At 57.6% G+C, this 14,842-nt stretch carries 15 protein-coding genes; 12 read left to right on the top strand and 3 right to left on the bottom strand.

The annotated features are described in order from the left end of the window. The first annotated feature begins 26 nt into the window (after positions 1–26). The gene (gene fnrL / locus SIB38_RS21425) at positions 27–767 is read left to right on the top strand and encodes a transcriptional regulator FnrL (protein ID WP_294112898.1); all 741 of its coding nucleotides are present in this window, start codon (positions 27–29) and stop codon (positions 765–767) included. A gap of 105 nt (positions 768–872) precedes the next feature. On the opposite strand, the gene SIB38_RS21420 is transcribed toward fnrL, so the two are convergent. Beyond that, positions 873–1,712 (bottom strand): universal stress protein, encoded by an 840-nt coding sequence (locus tag SIB38_RS21420; RefSeq protein ID WP_412551005.1) that lies wholly within the window; start codon positions 1,710–1,712, stop codon positions 873–875. A gap of 220 nt (positions 1,713–1,932) precedes the next feature. On the opposite strand from SIB38_RS21420, the gene ccoN reads away from it, so the two are divergent. The 9 genes from ccoN to ccoS all read left to right on the top strand — a co-directional run bounded on the left by ccoN (position 1,933) and on the right by ccoS (position 11,020). Further along, entirely contained in the window at positions 1,933–3,534 is a 1,602-nt protein-coding gene (gene ccoN / locus SIB38_RS21415) for a cytochrome-c oxidase, cbb3-type subunit I (RefSeq protein ID WP_412551004.1), read from the top strand. A gap of 15 nt (positions 3,535–3,549) precedes the next feature. After that, entirely contained in the window at positions 3,550–4,281 is a 732-nt protein-coding gene (ccoO, locus tag SIB38_RS21410; protein ID WP_294112901.1) for a cytochrome-c oxidase, cbb3-type subunit II, read from the top strand. 12 nt (positions 4,282–4,293) lie between these two features. Further along, positions 4,294–4,479 carry a cbb3-type cytochrome c oxidase subunit 3 gene (locus tag SIB38_RS21405; RefSeq protein ID WP_294112905.1) on the top strand — a complete coding sequence of 62 codons (186 nt, stop codon included), beginning with the start codon at positions 4,294–4,296 and terminating at the stop codon, positions 4,477–4,479. Beyond that, complete coding sequence (gene ccoP / locus SIB38_RS21400) at positions 4,476–5,342, top strand: cytochrome-c oxidase, cbb3-type subunit III (protein ID WP_294112907.1); 867 nt, start codon at positions 4,476–4,478, stop codon at positions 5,340–5,342. Before SIB38_RS21405 ends, ccoP begins: the two co-directional genes overlap by 4 nt. A 308-nt stretch (positions 5,343–5,650) precedes the next feature. Further along, complete coding sequence (locus SIB38_RS21395; protein WP_412551003.1) at positions 5,651–6,646, top strand: AraC family transcriptional regulator ligand-binding domain-containing protein; 996 nt, start codon at positions 5,651–5,653, stop codon at positions 6,644–6,646. Positions 6,647–6,766: 120 nt separating this feature from the next. Then, a complete protein-coding gene (gene ccoG, locus SIB38_RS21390; protein WP_294112910.1) occupies positions 6,767–8,206 on the top strand; it encodes a cytochrome c oxidase accessory protein CcoG in 1,440 nt (479 codons plus the stop codon). After that, the gene (locus SIB38_RS21385) at positions 8,206–8,667 is read left to right on the top strand and encodes a FixH family protein (protein WP_294112912.1); all 462 of its coding nucleotides are present in this window, start codon (positions 8,206–8,208) and stop codon (positions 8,665–8,667) included. The genes ccoG and SIB38_RS21385 overlap by 1 nt, the downstream gene beginning before the upstream one ends. A gap of 3 nt (positions 8,668–8,670) precedes the next feature. Next, the gene (locus SIB38_RS21380; RefSeq protein ID WP_412551002.1) at positions 8,671–10,860 is read left to right on the top strand and encodes a heavy metal translocating P-type ATPase; all 2,190 of its coding nucleotides are present in this window, start codon (positions 8,671–8,673) and stop codon (positions 10,858–10,860) included. Between the two features lies 1 nt (position 10,861). Beyond that, positions 10,862–11,020 carry a cbb3-type cytochrome oxidase assembly protein CcoS gene (gene ccoS / locus SIB38_RS21375; RefSeq protein ID WP_412551001.1) on the top strand — a complete coding sequence of 53 codons (159 nt, stop codon included), beginning with the start codon at positions 10,862–10,864 and terminating at the stop codon, positions 11,018–11,020. A gap of 79 nt (positions 11,021–11,099) precedes the next feature. Here the strand turns inward: ccoS and SIB38_RS21370 are convergent, their stop codons facing one another. Then, positions 11,100–12,506: a D-alanyl-D-alanine carboxypeptidase family protein gene (locus SIB38_RS21370; protein WP_412551000.1), complete on the bottom strand. Its 1,407-nt coding sequence runs from the start codon at positions 12,504–12,506 to the stop codon at positions 11,100–11,102. 190 nt (positions 12,507–12,696) lie between these two features. Further along, positions 12,697–13,398, bottom strand: a complete 702-nt coding sequence (locus SIB38_RS21365; protein ID WP_294112918.1) for an HAD family hydrolase — start codon at positions 13,396–13,398, stop codon at positions 12,697–12,699. An 87-nt stretch (positions 13,399–13,485) separates the two neighbouring features. Between SIB38_RS21365 and clpS the strand changes: the two genes are divergently transcribed. Then, entirely contained in the window at positions 13,486–13,824 is a 339-nt protein-coding gene (clpS, locus tag SIB38_RS21360; protein ID WP_294112920.1) for an ATP-dependent Clp protease adapter ClpS, read from the top strand. A 27-nt stretch (positions 13,825–13,851) separates the two neighbouring features. Continuing rightward, entirely contained in the window at positions 13,852–14,835 is a 984-nt protein-coding gene (locus SIB38_RS21355) for a class I SAM-dependent methyltransferase (RefSeq protein ID WP_412550999.1), read from the top strand. The last annotated feature ends 7 nt before the right edge of the window (positions 14,836–14,842 follow it).

The following is a 14,842-nucleotide window of genomic DNA, read 5'->3' as shown; positions in this document are numbered from 1 at the left end:
AGATCAAATCTAGGTATGAACAGGTAATGAACGAGACATTAGACCTAACAGTCGGTTGCGACAGCTGCCCAATCAAACACCGCGCAGTGTGCGCGCGCTGCGATGCGGATGAACTCGAGACCCTGGAGGGAATCAAGTACTACCGCAGCTTTGAAGCCGGTCAGACGGTGATTTGGTCCGGGGATCGCATGGAGTTTGTTGGCTCTGTGGTCTCCGGCATTGCGTCACTGACCCAGACGATGGAAGATGGCCGCACGCAGATGGTGGGCCTTCTCCTGCCAAGTGATTTTGTGGGCCGCCCGGGGCGCGAAACCGCGTCTTACGATGTGGTTGCCACTACCGATCTGGTGATGTGCTGCTTCCGTCGCAAGCCGTTTGAAAGCATGATGGCGGAGACACCGCATGTGGCGCAGCGATTGTTGGAAATGACGCTGGACGAGCTGGATGCGGCGCGCGAATGGATGCTGGTTCTGGGGCGGAAAACCGCGCGTGAAAAAATTGCCAGCTTGCTGTGTATCATTGGCCGTCGCGACGCATCTTTGAAGCTCGAAGGTGTGGGCGGCAAGATTGTGTTTGATCTGCCACTTACCCGTGAAGCGATGGCGGACTACCTTGGCCTGACTCTGGAAACGGTGAGCCGGCAGATGTCTGCGTTGAAGCGCGACGGTGTGATCGAGTTGGAAGGCAAGCGCCACGTGACCGTGCCAAGTTTTGAGCGCCTGCTGGATGAAGCAGGCGACGACGCGGATGGTGGGATGATGGCCTAGCCTCTTTCAAGTCAATAAACTGAAAAAGGCGGGGCTAACCCCGCCTTTTTGTTTGCAGGATAGCGCGTGTCCCACGACACACCATCCGGCAAAATTCGATGTTGATCAATGGGCTAGGAACACTGGAATGTTGGCCTGTTCCAGCATGTTGCGGGTTGCGCCGCCCAAGATGGCTTCGCGGAAGCGGGAGTGGCCATAGGCCCCCATCACAATCATGTCGGTTTCCGTATCGGTCGCGTGGCGCAATAGGACATCGGACACCCGTGGTTGGGTTTTGGACAGCACGTCAACTTCCACACGCACGCCATGGCGTGACAGGAACTGCGACAACAGCCCGCCGGGGTCGGAGCGGTTTGGGCCATGGGTTGGCGGATCGATCACCACCACATGCACCAGATCCGCTTCCTTCAGGAAGGGCAGGGCAGCGCGGGTGGCCACCAATGCTTCGGCGCTTTCGTTCCAGCCGATGGATATGGTTTTAGGCGCAGAGAATGGCTTCGCGGTTTCCGGCACCATAAGAACAGGCGCCTGACCTTCAAAAAGAGCGGCCTCCAGAGTCGGCTCCAGCTCGGTGCCTTGATTCTTGCCGTAGGGCTTCGGCAGGATCACCAGGTCAGAGAAGCGCGACCGTGCGGCCACATGTCGCCCAAGGTCCGCAATCTGGGTGACGCCGGTGTCGCAGGCCCAGCGGACATCGGATTTACCGAGCGCGGCCTCTGCCGCAGCTTTTACCGCGTCGGCCTCTTCATGGGCGCGTTTCAGCATTTCCTGCATCAATAGTGCGTCCGCACCCGCATAGAAGTAGCCGGTTTGAGAGCGATCAACGCCAAGGGCAAGCACGTCAAGATGTGCATCTTGTGCCTCGGCAAGGGCGATTCCTTGTGCGAGCGGGGCCGCCGTGAAGTTAGAGTCCGTCAGAACGCACAGCAAAGATTTGTAATTCATTGTCACCAACCCGTGTTATGAAAAGGTGTATTTTCGATACGACTTATCCACGTTGGTGCAGACAAAGCCGTTATTCTTGAAACAGATACAAACTGAGATCGTTGGTCATTTCTTTGACCCAGATCAATGCGGGACTTTCGCTGCACTTGCAAAACACGGGAGGTCAAATCCGCCCTAAGTCCGAAGAAGAATCGGGCAGGGCAAGACGAAGGGACGCGAAATGGTAAATTACTTCAAGCTGATCGCGCTGGGCCTCATCACGTTTTTTGCGTTGATAGCGGCCAATTACGCGCGTGACGTAGCTTACATGGTACATGCCTGGATTATTTCGGGTGTGTCCTTTGGGCTGTTTATTTGGGTTCTGCGCGGCATGGGCACCGAGAAGGTGCATGCGCAGGACGAATACATGGATGACGTGATCCGCTACGGTGTGATCGCAACCGCCTTTTGGGGCGTCGTTGGCTTTCTGGCAGGGGTGTTTATTGCGTTCCAGCTGGCCTTTCCGGCGCTCAACTTCGAGTGGGCACAGGGCTACGCCAACTTTGGTCGCTTGCGCCCGCTGCACACCTCGGCGGTGATTTTTGCGTTTGGCGGCAACGCGCTGATCGCGACATCCTTCTACGTTGTGCAGCGCACCAGCGCCGCGCGGCTGTGGGGTGGCAATCTTGGTTGGTTTGTTTTCTGGGGCTACCAACTTTTTATCGTTCTGGCAGCGACAGGCTACCTTCTGGGCGGTACGCAGTCCAAGGAATACGCCGAGCCTGAGTGGTATGTAGACCTGTGGTTGACCGTTGTTTGGGTGGCTTACCTGGCGGTGTTCCTCGGCACCGTGATTAAGCGTAAAGAGCCGCACATCTATGTGGCCAACTGGTTCTTCCTCGCCTTCATCGTCACGGTTGCGATGCTGCACGTGGTCAACAACCTGACCATTCCTGTGTCCATTTTCGGCTCCAAATCCGTGATTGTCTGGGCCGGTGTGCAAGACGCGATGGTGCAGTGGTGGTACGGCCACAACGCCGTGGGCTTCTTCCTGACCGCGGGCTTCCTGGGCATGATGTACTACTTCATTCCGAAGCAGGCCGAACGTCCGGTGTTCTCCTACAAGCTGTCGATCATTCACTTCTGGGCGTTGATCTTCCTGTATATCTGGGCGGGTCCGCACCACCTGCACTACACTGCACTGCCTGACTGGGCCTCGACCCTCGGCATGGTGTTCTCCGTGGTGCTGTGGATGCCGTCCTGGGGTGGCATGATCAACGGTCTGATGACCCTGTCCGGCGCCTGGGATAAGCTGCGTACTGATCCTGTAATCCGTATGATGGTGATCTCGGTAGGTTTCTACGGCATGTCGACCTTCGAAGGTCCAATGATGTCGATCCGCGCCGTGAACTCGCTGTCTCACTACACCGACTGGACCATTGGTCACGTGCACTCCGGTGCGCTGGGGTGGAACGGCATGATCACCTTCGGCTGTCTCTACTTCCTGGTGCCTGTGCTGTGGAAACGTGAGCGTCTGTACTCGCTGCAGCTTGTGAGCTGGCACTTCTGGCTCGCCACCATCGGCATCGTGCTCTACGCGGCGTCCATGTGGGTGACCGGTATCATGGAAGGCCTGATGTGGCGTGAAGTGGATGCCAACGGCTTCCTGGTGAACTCCTTTGCCGACACTGTGGCTGCGAAGAAACCGATGAACATCGTGCGTGGTCTGGGCGGGGTTCTGTTCCTCTCCGGTTCCATCATCATGTGCTACAACCTGTGGATGACTGTACGTAAGGCACCGGCCAAAGAGGCCAACCTTTCCGTCGCAGTCCCGGCTGAATAAGGAGGGCCGGCAGCTATGGCTATTCTCGACAAACATAAGATCCTCGAGACCAACGCGACCCTCCTGCTTGTTTGCAGCTTCCTGGTCGTAACCATCGGTGGCATTGTACAAATCGCGCCTCTGTTCTGGCTCGAAAACACCATTGAGGATGTGGAGGGCATGCGCCCTTACACCCCTCTCGAACTCGCAGGTCGTGAGATCTATCTGCGCGAAGGCTGCTATGTCTGCCACAGCCAGATGATCCGTCCGATGCGCGACGAGGTGGAGCGCTACGGTCACTACTCGCTGGCAGCGGAGTCCAAATATGACCACCCGTTCCAGTGGGGCTCCAAGCGGACAGGTCCTGATCTGGCCCGTGTCGGTGGCCGCTACTCCGATGATTGGCATCTGGACCACATGCGTGACCCGCAGTCCGTGGTACCTGAGTCCATCATGCCGAAGTATGGCTTCCTCGAGAAGAAGAAGATCGATGGCAAATACATCGGTGACATCATGAAAGCGAACGCGATTGTGGGTGTGCCTTACACCGAAGACATGCTGGAAAATGCCCAGTCTGACTTCATGGCACAGGCCGATCCGGACAGCGACTATGATGGTCTTTTGGAGCGCTATGGCGAGGTTAACGTGAACGTGCGTAACTTCGACGGTCAGCCAGGTGTGTCCGAAATGGATGCGATGATCGCTTATCTTCAGATGCTGGGTACGTTGGTTGATTTCTCGACCTTCACGCCTGACGCGTCACGGTAAGGAGGAGAGATTATGGAAACCTATTCTTTCCTACGAGAGTTTGCGGACAGCTGGATGCTTTTGTTCCTGTTCTTGTTCTTTCTGGCAATTGTGCTGTGGGTGTTCCGCCCCGGTGCCACCAAGGAATACAAGGACACGGCCAGCATTCCGTTCCGTCATGAAGATAAACCCGCCACGGATGAGGAGGCGCGGACATGAGCAAACCATCGAAAAAGTTTGACGGCGATCCAAACACCACCGGTCACGTGTGGGACGGGATTGAGGAGTTTGACAATCCGATGCCGCGCTGGTGGCTGTGGGTGTTCTATGTCACTATCATCTGGGGCATCGGATACACCATTGCTTATCCGGCCTGGCCGGGCATCAAAGGCGCGACAACCGGTTTGCTGGGCTGGTCCACGCGGGCCAATGTGCAGGCGGATATTGACGCAGCGGCAGACAAGCTGGCGCCGATCAACGCCAAACTGGAAGCTGCGGAACTCACCCAGATCACCACTGATCCGGAGTTGGGGCCTTATGCGGTATCTGCTGGTTCCGCTGTTTTTAAAACTTGGTGCGCACAGTGTCACGGGTCCGGCGCAGCTGGCGCGATCGGCTATCCGAACTTGCTGGACAATGACTGGCTGTGGGGTGGCGACATCGAAAACATCTATCTGACGGTTCGTCACGGTATTCGTAACGAAGAAGACGACGATGCGCGCTATTCTGAGATGCCTGCCTTTGGGATCGATTACCTCGAAGACGAGCAGATTGATGCGGTTGTGAATTTCGTAATGTCGTTGTCAGGTGAGCCAAAGGATGCGTCTGTTGTCGCGGCGGGAGCAGAGGTCTTTGCGGACGAATGTTCTGCTTGCCACATGGAAGACGGCACGGGTGATCGCGAGCAGGGGGCACCAAACCTTGCGGATGCAATCTGGCTTTATGGTGGCGATTATGACTCCATCACGGAGACAGTGACCTACAGCCGCTACGGTGTGATGCCTTCCTGGGGCAACCGTCTGACCGAAGCGCAGGTGCGTGCGGTCTCCGCCTACGTGCATCAGCTAGGTGGCGGCGAGTAACTTCGCCCCCTTTTGGAAACACCGACCGCTCCGGAAAACCGGGGCGGTCTTTTTTTGTGCTTTTGTGCCGGAAAATTTTGCCAATTTGACCAAGATCAAGTTTTTGCCTGGCGCTCCTTGGTAGAACTTGTCTCAAGGGCAGCACGCCGCAACCGGAGCTGTCCATTGGGTGTCGATCTTTCCGTCCTGTTCGCGCGTTTCCTGGAAAGATTGGCACCCACAATTTCTTTCCGTACATGCAAATTGCGCCACTTGGTTGGCGAACTGCGCCAACTTGCCTATGTTTGGCTCCTAAGTTGGAGGCACAGATGCAAAAACAGGTTCGGTATCCGGTTCACAGATCCACGGCAGGTCTCTTGCGCTCCTGCGGTGTTTCTCCCGAACGGGTTTTGCGGCGTGCCGGGATGCCGGTGGATCTGTTTGAGACAGAGTCCAAAGGTGTGACGGCGCAGCAGTTTTTTTCCTTATGGGAAGCCATTTCTGACGAGATTGATGACCCCAAGGTGGTGATCGAAATGGCGAGAACCATGGCGCGCGGGCCTTTTATTCCTGCGGCCTTTGCGTTTTCCTGTAGTCCGAACATCGCCACAGGGCTGAAACGCAAGGCGGTGTTCAAGCCATTGGTGGCACCGATCAAGCTTTTGGTGACGGAAACAGAGCAGCATCTGGTTCTGGAAATTGACGTGGCAGAGCCGAATCGCGATGTGCCCAAGTGCATGGCGGCCTTTGAGATGGTCTATTTCCTTGAGATGGGGCGTACGTTTACGGGCGTGGATTTCCTGCCGGTAGAAGTGGGCGTGCCTGAGTTGATGGAAGATCAGGCGGTGTTTGACCGGCACTACGGGCGCAAGGCGGTGGTCACGCCGCTGCCACGACTGACCCTGACGCGCGAAGATGCCTATCGACCGCTTATTTCGGAAAACCCGCAGCTGTGGGCTGGGTTCGAGCGTGAGTTGACGCGGCAGCTGGCGGAGCATCAGCGCGCCTTGTCGATGGCGGCGCGGGTTCGCAATGCGTTGTTGGAGCTGTTGCCTGCGGGGCAGGCGTCAGTGGATGCGGTGAGTGACCGTCTTGTGACAAGCCGCCGCAGCCTGCAACGCCACCTCAGCAAAGAGGGGCAGACTTTCCAGTCTGTGCTGGATGACACGCGGTCGGATTTGTCCTTACATTACTTGCGTCAAGCTGACATGAGTGTTGAGGAAATCTCTTATTTGCTGGCGTATCGCGACCCGAATTCTTTCTACCGCGCGTTCCAGAATTGGACCGGTCGCACCCCTGCGCAAATGCGCGCAGAGCTACTCTGACGCAGGGAGGTTTTTTTACCTGGGGCGTAAAAGGTGAATCACAAATGTGAGATTTGACACAGGTCAATGTTCTGGCGTCCAATCACTGGGACAAGATCGAGTAATCTCCTCTCCTAACATGTGAGTGATTCCGTGAGCAAAAGTCCCGCACCGTCTCTGTACGCGGCACAAGAGCCAATCTTTCCGAAACGCGTTTACGGGCCGTTTCGCAATTTAAAATGGATTATCATGGCGGTCGCTTTGGGTATCTACTACCTGACGCCGCTTTTACGCTGGGACCGCGGCCCCAGCCTGCCGGATCAGGCTGTGCTGATCGACATGGCAAACCGACGGTTCTTCTTTTTCATGATCGAGATCTGGCCACATGAGTTTTACTTCGTGGCGGGCCTTTTGATTATGGCTGGCTTGGGGTTGTTCCTGTTCACGTCGGCCCTGGGCCGAGTGTGGTGCGGTTATGCCTGTCCGCAGACGGTTTGGACGGATTTGTTCATTCTGGTGGAACGCTGGATCGAGGGCGACCGCAACGCGCGTTTGCGCCTGCATCGCCAGAAGAAGCTGGATTTCCGCAAGGTGCGCCTGCGTGTGGCCAAATGGATCACCTGGCTGTTTATCGCGATGGCCACAGGTGGGGCCTGGGTGTTCTACTTTGCAGATGCGCCTACCTTGGCTGTCGATCTTGTGACTGGCAACGCGCATCCGGTGGCCTATACCACCATTGCCATTCTGACCTTCACCACCTTCTTCTTTGGTGGATTTGCGCGAGAGCAGATTTGCATCTACGCCTGTCCATGGCCGCGTATTCAGGCTGCGATGATGGATGAGGACACGCTCACCATTGGATATCGTGACTGGCGCGGGGAGCCTCGTGGTAAAGCGCGGAAGGGCGAACCTGCCGATGCTCATGGAGATTGTATCAACTGCATGGCGTGCGTGAATGTTTGCCCGATGGGGATTGATATTCGTGACGGCCAGCAGATGGAGTGCATCACCTGCGGTCTGTGCATCGATGCCTGTGACGACATTATGGATAAGATTGGCAAGCCGAGAGGATTGATCGACTATCTGGCGCTGTCGGATGAAGATCGAGAGCGCGCTGGCGAGCCGCCGCGTAGCGTGTGGAAGCACATCTTCCGGGCACGGACTATTATGTATACGTCTCTTTGGTCGCTGGTGGGAATCGGCCTTGTTGTGGCGCTGTTCTTGCGTTCTGACATCGAGGCCACCGTGGCGCCAGTGCGGAATCCGACCTTTGTGACCCTGTCAGACGGATCGATCCGCAACACATATGAGGTGCGCCTGCGCAACAAACACGGCGAAGACAGGATGTTCCGGATTTCAGTCAAAGGGGACCCAAGCCTGCGTGTGCAGCTTGAGGGCACCCCTTATGAGGCGGTAAATGTACCGGCAGACCAGATGCGCAACCAGCGGGTCTATGTGATTGCCCCGGCAGGATCGGCTCCGGCAGACGGCAGCCTGACCAACTTCCGCTTTTGGTTTGAGGACACCGGCAACGGTGACCGCGTACACAAAGACACTGTTTTTAATGGAAAGGGCCAGTGATGGCAGAGAAGAAATTCACCGGCAAACACTTCTTGATGATTTTTGTCGGGGCGTTTGGTGTGATCATTGCGGTCAACCTGTCCTTGGCCTGGAACGCGGTGGCGACTTTCCCTGGTTTGGAAGTGAAGAACTCTTACGTGGCCAGTCAAAGCTTTGATGAGCGTCGTAATGCACAAGAAGCCTTGGGTTGGGACGTAAGCGCACGAGCCAAGGGCGGGTTGTTGATCCTGTCGATCACCGATGAGAACGGCAAACCGGTGCAGGTGTCCAAATTGGATGCGGTACTGGGCCGGGCCACCCATGTGCAGGATGATCGCACCCCGGATTTTCAGTTTGACGGAAAAGCCTATGTGGCGCGTGAAGAGCTGGCGCCGGGGAACTGGAACATCCGTATGAACGCCACAGCGCTGGACGGCACGCCGTTTGAGCAACGCGTGATCCTGCGCGTGGAGCAGAGCTAAGCCATGACCGCGGCGATGCGCCCAAATATCTCGGCCTGTCCGGCCTGTGATGCGGCCCCGGCGGCAGAAGCGCTGGCGGAGCAGGCCATTCAGGAAGAGGCGCGCATCGCGTTGTCTGTGCCAAGCGTGCATTGTGCGGCGTGTATTTCGACCGTCGAGGGCGCGCTGGCAGCGCATCCGGGCGTGCATTCCGCGCGGGTGAACCTGACTTTGAAGCGCGCTTCTGTGGAAGCGGATCCTGAGGTGACCGCCGAAGCCTTGGCGAGCGTGCTGGAACAGGTCGGCTATGAGGCGCATGAGCTTGACGCCGGCACACTGAGCGCGACGCAGACAGACAAGGCGGGGCGTGACCTGCTGATGCGTTTGGCGGTGGCGGGATTTGCGTCGATGAACGTGATGTTGCTGTCGGTGTCGGTCTGGTCCGGCGCGGAGGCGGCGACGCGAGACATGTTCCACTGGATATCGGCGGCGATTGCCCTGCCAACCATCGCGTTCTCCGGCAAACCGTTTTTTGTACATGCCTGGAGCGCGTTGAAGCACAAGCGCCTGAACATGGACGTGCCGATTGTGTTGGCGATTGTGTTGGCGGTGGTCACCTCGCTATGGGAAACCACGTTGTCGGGTGAACATGCCTACTTTGATGCGGCTCTGACGTTGGTGTTTTTCTTGTTGGCTGGTCGCTATTTGGATCATGGCACACGGGCGGTGGCACGGTCGGCGGCAGAAGAACTGGCCGCATTGGAAGTGCCGCGAGTGGTTCGGGTTGTTGACGGGCAGGACGAGACCGTCGCGGTGAAAGAACTCGCGGTTGGTGATCTGGTTCGGGTGAAGCCGGGCGGGCGTATGCCTGTAGATGGCGAGATTGTTGCGGGGCGCTCTGAACTGGATCGCTCTTTGCTCACAGGGGAAACGCTGCCGGTTTTTGCAGAACCGGGCCAAGCCGTGAGCGCGGGCGAAGTGAACCTGACGGGGCCTTTGGTGATCCGCGCCACAGCGGTTGGCGAACAGACCAGCCTGCATCGCATGGCCGACTTGGTGGCCGTGGCCGAGTCCGGGCGGTCCAATTACACATCCCTCGCTGACAAAGCGGCGAAGCTTTACGCGCCGGGCGTGCATATCCTGTCCGCGCTGAGTTTTCTGGGCTGGTATCTGTTCACATTTGACATGCGCACCGCGCTCAACATCGCGGCGGCAGTCCTGATTATCACATGCCCCTGTGCGCTTGGTTTGGCCGTGCCTGCGGTGACAACAGCGGCCTCGGGGCGGTTGTTCCGCAAAGGCATGTTGATCAAACACAGCACCGCGTTGGAGCGGTTGGCGCAGGTGGATACGGTGGTGTTTGACAAAACCGGGACCCTGACAGCTGGCGCGCCTGAGTTGATCAATATTGATAGCTTTGACGAGGCCGACCTGTCCGTTGCATTGGCATTGTCGATGGCCTCGGCACATCCCCTGAGTACGGCTATATCCAAAGCAGCCCAAGCGGCAGGCGTGCGTCCTGCGCGGGTGAGTGAAATCGAAGAAGTGCCGGGGTATGGCACGCAAGGGCGGATCGACGGCCAGTTGGTGCGTTTGGGGCGGCCAACATGGGTTGGCGCAACGGCGGGCAATCAGACATCGGCATTCCTGAGCATAGGTGACCACGCGCCAGTGGCGTTCCTTTTTGCGGATGCGTTGCGGGATGGTGCCGAAGAGAGCGTGAAGGCGTTGCAGGCTGCGGGCAAAGAGGTGATCCTGATGTCCGGTGATACCACCGGCGCGGTGGAAAGCCTGGCCAACCGCCTGGGCATTGCCAAATGGGTGGCGGAAGCGCTGCCGGAAAACAAAGCCAAGCGCGTGCAGAGTTTGGCGGAAGACGGACGTTTTGTGCTGATGGTGGGCGATGGCCTCAATGACACTGCGGCCTTGGCCTCCGCACATGTGTCTATCTCGCCAGCTTCAGCATTGGATGCGGCGCGCGTGGCCTCTGATATTGTGCTTTTGGGCGGCGATCTGTCGCCGATCCCGGAAGCGGTGGACGTGGCCAAAAGCGCGATCAAACGTATCCGCGAGAACTTCCGCATCGCGACGGTTTACAACATTGTGGCGGTGCCGCTGGCGGTGGCCGGACTGGCCACGCCGTTGATTGCCGCGTTGGCGATGTCCACGTCTTCGATTACAGTATCCCTAAACGCCCTGCGCCTGAGAGGATGACATGCAAGTTCTGTCTTATTTGATCCCGATTTCACTGTTTCTGGGGGGCATGGGCCTGGTTGGGTTTCTCTACACTGTGCGCTCCAATCAGTATGATGACCCCGAGGGCGATGCGCAGCGCATTCTGTCTGGGCAGTATGACGACAAGCCGAAGGTTTAGACGTTCGCTATAGCAGCAAAGAAAAAGACCGTCGCGGGAGGCTGCGACGGTCTTTTGGTTAGTCGGTGGTCGATTTGGATTAGCTTGGACCCAGCGTGTAGCAGGTGACTTGTCGTGCTTGCAGGCGGCGGCAGGCGAGGTCTGCGGTCTCTTTGGACATGCCGAGGAAGTTTGCCTCAAACCCGCGAGAGTTTTTCACCACTTTGCGCAGGCTGCCGTCTAACGTCGACATTTCGGACAGAGCTGTTTTCAGCAACATCTTTTCAGCGGCAAAGCGGCTGTTGTAGCGACCGACGTTGATGCCCCAATGGCGCCCGCCAGCAGTCGAGATGCGCGTGATGACCTTTGGCTGTGGCGGTGGTGTGGGTTCTTCCTTCAGGCTCACCAACGTCACACCCGTGTTGTCCTGAGCTTGTAGGAGGGCGGACTGGATGTCGTGTTCGATGACAGTGGCCTCGGCCACAACGGTGGCGTCTGCGGCAACTGTCGCCTCAGACATGGCGGCTGCAGCAACCACGGAAGGTTGTTCTTGTTTAGCTGCCGTTGGCCGCAGAACCGGGCGCAGGGACTTCTTCACTGCGGTGGCCACGCGGATGGTTTTGCCTACTGGCGCAGTCTTGCCCTGATACGCGGGGCGGCCGGGTTTGCGCAGGGCCACACGGCTGGCGGAGCGGTTGAAGCCCAGATCCAGCAATTCGGCCACTTTGGCGTTGCGGGTTGCGGTGGAGCGACCGCCAAATACGGTGGCAATCACACGTTTGTTGCCGCGCTCAGCAGAGGCCACGAGGTTGAAGCCGGCGGCGCGGGTGTAGCCGGTTTTGATGCCGTCTGCGCCACGATAGGCGTCGAGCAGGCGGCGGTTGGTGTTGTTTACAGACTTGATGCCCGCGTTTGTGGAGCGGCGCGAGAAGAGGTTGTAGTAGTCCGGATAGTCATAAAGCACGTGGCGACCCAAGGTGGTCATGTCCCGCGCAGTGGACATGTGGCCGGTTTCGGTCAGGCCGTGCATGTTTTTGAACGTCGTGTTGGTCATTCCAAGCGCCTTGGCGGTGCGATTCATGCGACGGGCAAAGGCGGCTTCGGAGCCTTCGATAGCCTCGCCAATCGCGGTCGCGGCATCGTTGGCGGATTTGATGGCAGCGGCGCGGATAAGATAGCGCAGGGCAATGCGCTGTCCCGCTTGCAGACCCAGCTTGGACGGCGGCTCGGCGGCGGCGTTCTTGGAGATTTTCACTTTGGTGTCGAGGCTGATCTCGCCGTTCTCCACCGCTTCCATGGCGATGTAGAGCGTCATCATCTTGGTCAGGGACGCCGGATGCAGGCGGGTGTCGGCGTTGCGACTGTGCAGGACTTTGCCGTCCCGTGCGTCAATCACCATTGCTGCGTAGGGTGCCGCGAAAGACACCATGGGGGTCATCACGGCACAGAATGCCAGTGTCGCCAAAAATAGCCCGAAACGGGCCGGCTGAATGCGCCGCGCCTTCATGTGAACTGCTCTTTTTCTGCCTCAGGTCTCCGGTTTTCCGGTCTGACCATTTTTAATTGCAAGAAGCGTAACACAGGGTCTGAAACGAATAAAGCTTGTGTTTCTGGCGAGTTGCATTGGGTGCTTAAGGCGGTTTCGCAGATGTTGTGGCTCCGTGCTTGTCAGCCGCTAGACCTGCCTTGTGAGGGCCTTAGCCAATCTCTTCTACCAGTGGCAAAACTTCAGACAGTGACGAAAGCGCCACAAATCGCGGGTTTTCTTTGGGCGTTTCTGCCTGCTCCAGCGCCCAGGCGGGGCCATTGGGCACATGCGCCGCCCAACTGCCAACCGATAGTGAGGGTACAATGTCGGATTTCATTGAGTCGCCCACCATTAACGCCCGATCGGGGCCGTCAGCATGGCGTTTGAAAGTGCGTGTATAAATGTCCGGCGTTTTATGGCTGACAATCTCGACCCACTCAAATAAATCGCCCAAACCTGACTGAGCCACCTTGCGCTCCTGATCGAGAAGATCGCCTTTGGTAATGAGCAGCAAGCGGTGAGATTTTGCCAATGTTTCAACCACTTCCCTGGCATGTGGCAGCAGGTTGATGGGATGTTGCAGCATCTCGCGACCGCAGGCCATGAGCTCAGCAATCACGTAGGCGGGCACGCGTTCCTCAGTCACCTCAATCGCGGTTTCGATCATCGACAGGACAAAGCCTTTGGTGCCAAAACCATAGTGCCCCACGTTGCGCCGCTCGGCTTCCAAGAGGCGTTCTTCGAGGTGATCTGGTTCGGTGAAATCCGCTAGTAGCTCGGCAAATTTGGCCTGGGTGAGACGAAAGAACCGTTCGGTGTGCCACAGCGTATCATCTGCATCAAAGGCAACTGTTGTGAGGGTCTTGGGCATGAAAAAGGTCCGATTGTTCCAGACCTCTTTTCTAAGACCAACTTCAGGCTATATAAACAGCAAACCACGAACCGGATTCTTGTGAATATGCCATTGCAGACGATGACCATGAGCATGGGTGACGACGACGGCGGCGATCTTGGCGTCGCGCTGGAGACCCGTACCCGCACCAAAAAGCCGCCGCTTTACAAGGTGATGCTGCTCAACGACGACTACACACCGATGGAGTTTGTGGTGCATGTGCTGGAACGGTTCTTCTCGATGACCCACGCGCAGGCGTTTGAGATCATGCTAACCGTGCATAAGAAAGGCGTGGCGGTTGTGGGTGTGTTCAGCCACGAGATTGCAGAAACCAAGGTCACGCAGGTGATGGATTTGGCGCAACGGCACCAGCATCCCTTGCAGTGTACGATGGAGAAGGAGTGATCGGGCGCGCCCGGATCACCGCTTGATATGTCCCATTCCCGATTGTCTTTGGCCGTAGAGGACTACGGCCTGTCTTTGCCGTCTGACGGACGGATTGCCGTGTTTGCGCCGCGAGTCGGCTATGATCTGAATGCGCTGCCGCGTACGCAGGTGCATGTGGTGCAGCACCTGAAGCCGGATTTTGATGCGTTTTCAGATGCGGGCTATGAGGCCGCTGTTGTGGAAGACGGCACGTACAAAGCGGCAGTTGTGGTTTTACCACGGGCCAAGGCCTTGGCGCGGGATTTGATTGCGCGTGCGACTGCCTGCGCTGATCTGGTGATTGTCGATGGTCAGAAGACCGATGGCGTTGACGGGCTTTATAAAGAATGCCGCAAACGCGCTGAGGTGCTTGGCAGCTTTGCCAAGTCTCACGGTCGGTTGTTCTGGTTTGAAGGCGGGGGCTTTGCGGATTGGCAGGCGGGTGCGCCCACCAAAGTGGCAGAGCGCTTTGTCACGCGGCCAGGGGTGTTTAGTGCGGATGGCATTGATCCGGCGTCCAAAATGCTGGCGGAAGCCTTGCCGACCAAACTGGGACGTGTGGTGGCCGACCTGGGCGCTGGATGGGGGTATCTGTCTAGCGAGATGGTGGCGCGACAAGCTTTTGACGTGCTGCATTTGGTTGAAGCCGATCACGTGGCTCTGGGATGCGCCAAGGAAAACCTGTCCGATCCTCGGGCGCAGTTTCACTGGGCCGATGCCACGAATTTCAAGCCAGGCCATCGGGTGGACACAGTGGTGATGAACCCGCCGTTTCACACCGGGCGCAAAGCGGAGCCAGCGTTGGGTGAGCGATTCATCCGGGCTGCGGCCAAGATGCTGGCCCCGTCCGGGCATTTGTGGATGGTGGCAAACCGGCATTTGCCGTATGAAGCTACGTTGCAGGATGCGTTCCAATCGGTCGAGGCCGTTGCCGGAGACACCCGATTTAAGGTATTGCATGCTCAGCGACCAACTCGGACCCGTGGGTAAGGGTAGC

Origin of the sequence: Shimia sp. MIT910701, from assembly GCF_047126315.1 — a bacterium.
Lineage (GTDB): Bacteria > Pseudomonadota > Alphaproteobacteria > Rhodobacterales > Rhodobacteraceae > Shimia.
Note: the sequence above shows the minus strand (reverse complement) of the source record. Positions and strands in the feature narration are given on the sequence as shown.

Bases quoted from the DNA above. Each gene is read 5' to 3' on its own strand.
- fnrL (WP_294112898.1), top strand. From the start codon at position 27: ATGAACGAGACATTAGACCTAACAGTCGGTTGCGACAGCTGCCCAATC.
- SIB38_RS21420 (WP_412551005.1), bottom strand. From the start codon at position 1,712: ATGAATTACAAATCTTTGCTGTGCGTTCTGACGGACTCTAACTTCACG.
- ccoN (WP_412551004.1), top strand. From the start codon at position 1,933: ATGGTAAATTACTTCAAGCTGATCGCGCTGGGCCTCATCACGTTTTTT.
- ccoO (WP_294112901.1), top strand. From the start codon at position 3,550: ATGGCTATTCTCGACAAACATAAGATCCTCGAGACCAACGCGACCCTC.
- SIB38_RS21405 (WP_294112905.1), top strand. From the start codon at position 4,294: ATGGAAACCTATTCTTTCCTACGAGAGTTTGCGGACAGCTGGATGCTT.
- ccoP (WP_294112907.1), top strand. From the start codon at position 4,476: ATGAGCAAACCATCGAAAAAGTTTGACGGCGATCCAAACACCACCGGT.
- SIB38_RS21395 (WP_412551003.1), top strand. From the start codon at position 5,651: ATGCAAAAACAGGTTCGGTATCCGGTTCACAGATCCACGGCAGGTCTC.
- SIB38_RS21385 (WP_294112912.1), top strand. From the start codon at position 8,206: ATGGCAGAGAAGAAATTCACCGGCAAACACTTCTTGATGATTTTTGTC.
- SIB38_RS21380 (WP_412551002.1), top strand. From the start codon at position 8,671: ATGACCGCGGCGATGCGCCCAAATATCTCGGCCTGTCCGGCCTGTGAT.
- ccoS (WP_412551001.1), top strand. From the start codon at position 10,862: ATGCAAGTTCTGTCTTATTTGATCCCGATTTCACTGTTTCTGGGGGGC.
- SIB38_RS21370 (WP_412551000.1), bottom strand. From the start codon at position 12,506: ATGAAGGCGCGGCGCATTCAGCCGGCCCGTTTCGGGCTATTTTTGGCG.
- SIB38_RS21365 (WP_294112918.1), bottom strand. From the start codon at position 13,398: ATGCCCAAGACCCTCACAACAGTTGCCTTTGATGCAGATGATACGCTG.
- clpS (WP_294112920.1), top strand. From the start codon at position 13,486: ATGCCATTGCAGACGATGACCATGAGCATGGGTGACGACGACGGCGGC.
- SIB38_RS21355 (WP_412550999.1), top strand. From the start codon at position 13,852: ATGTCCCATTCCCGATTGTCTTTGGCCGTAGAGGACTACGGCCTGTCT.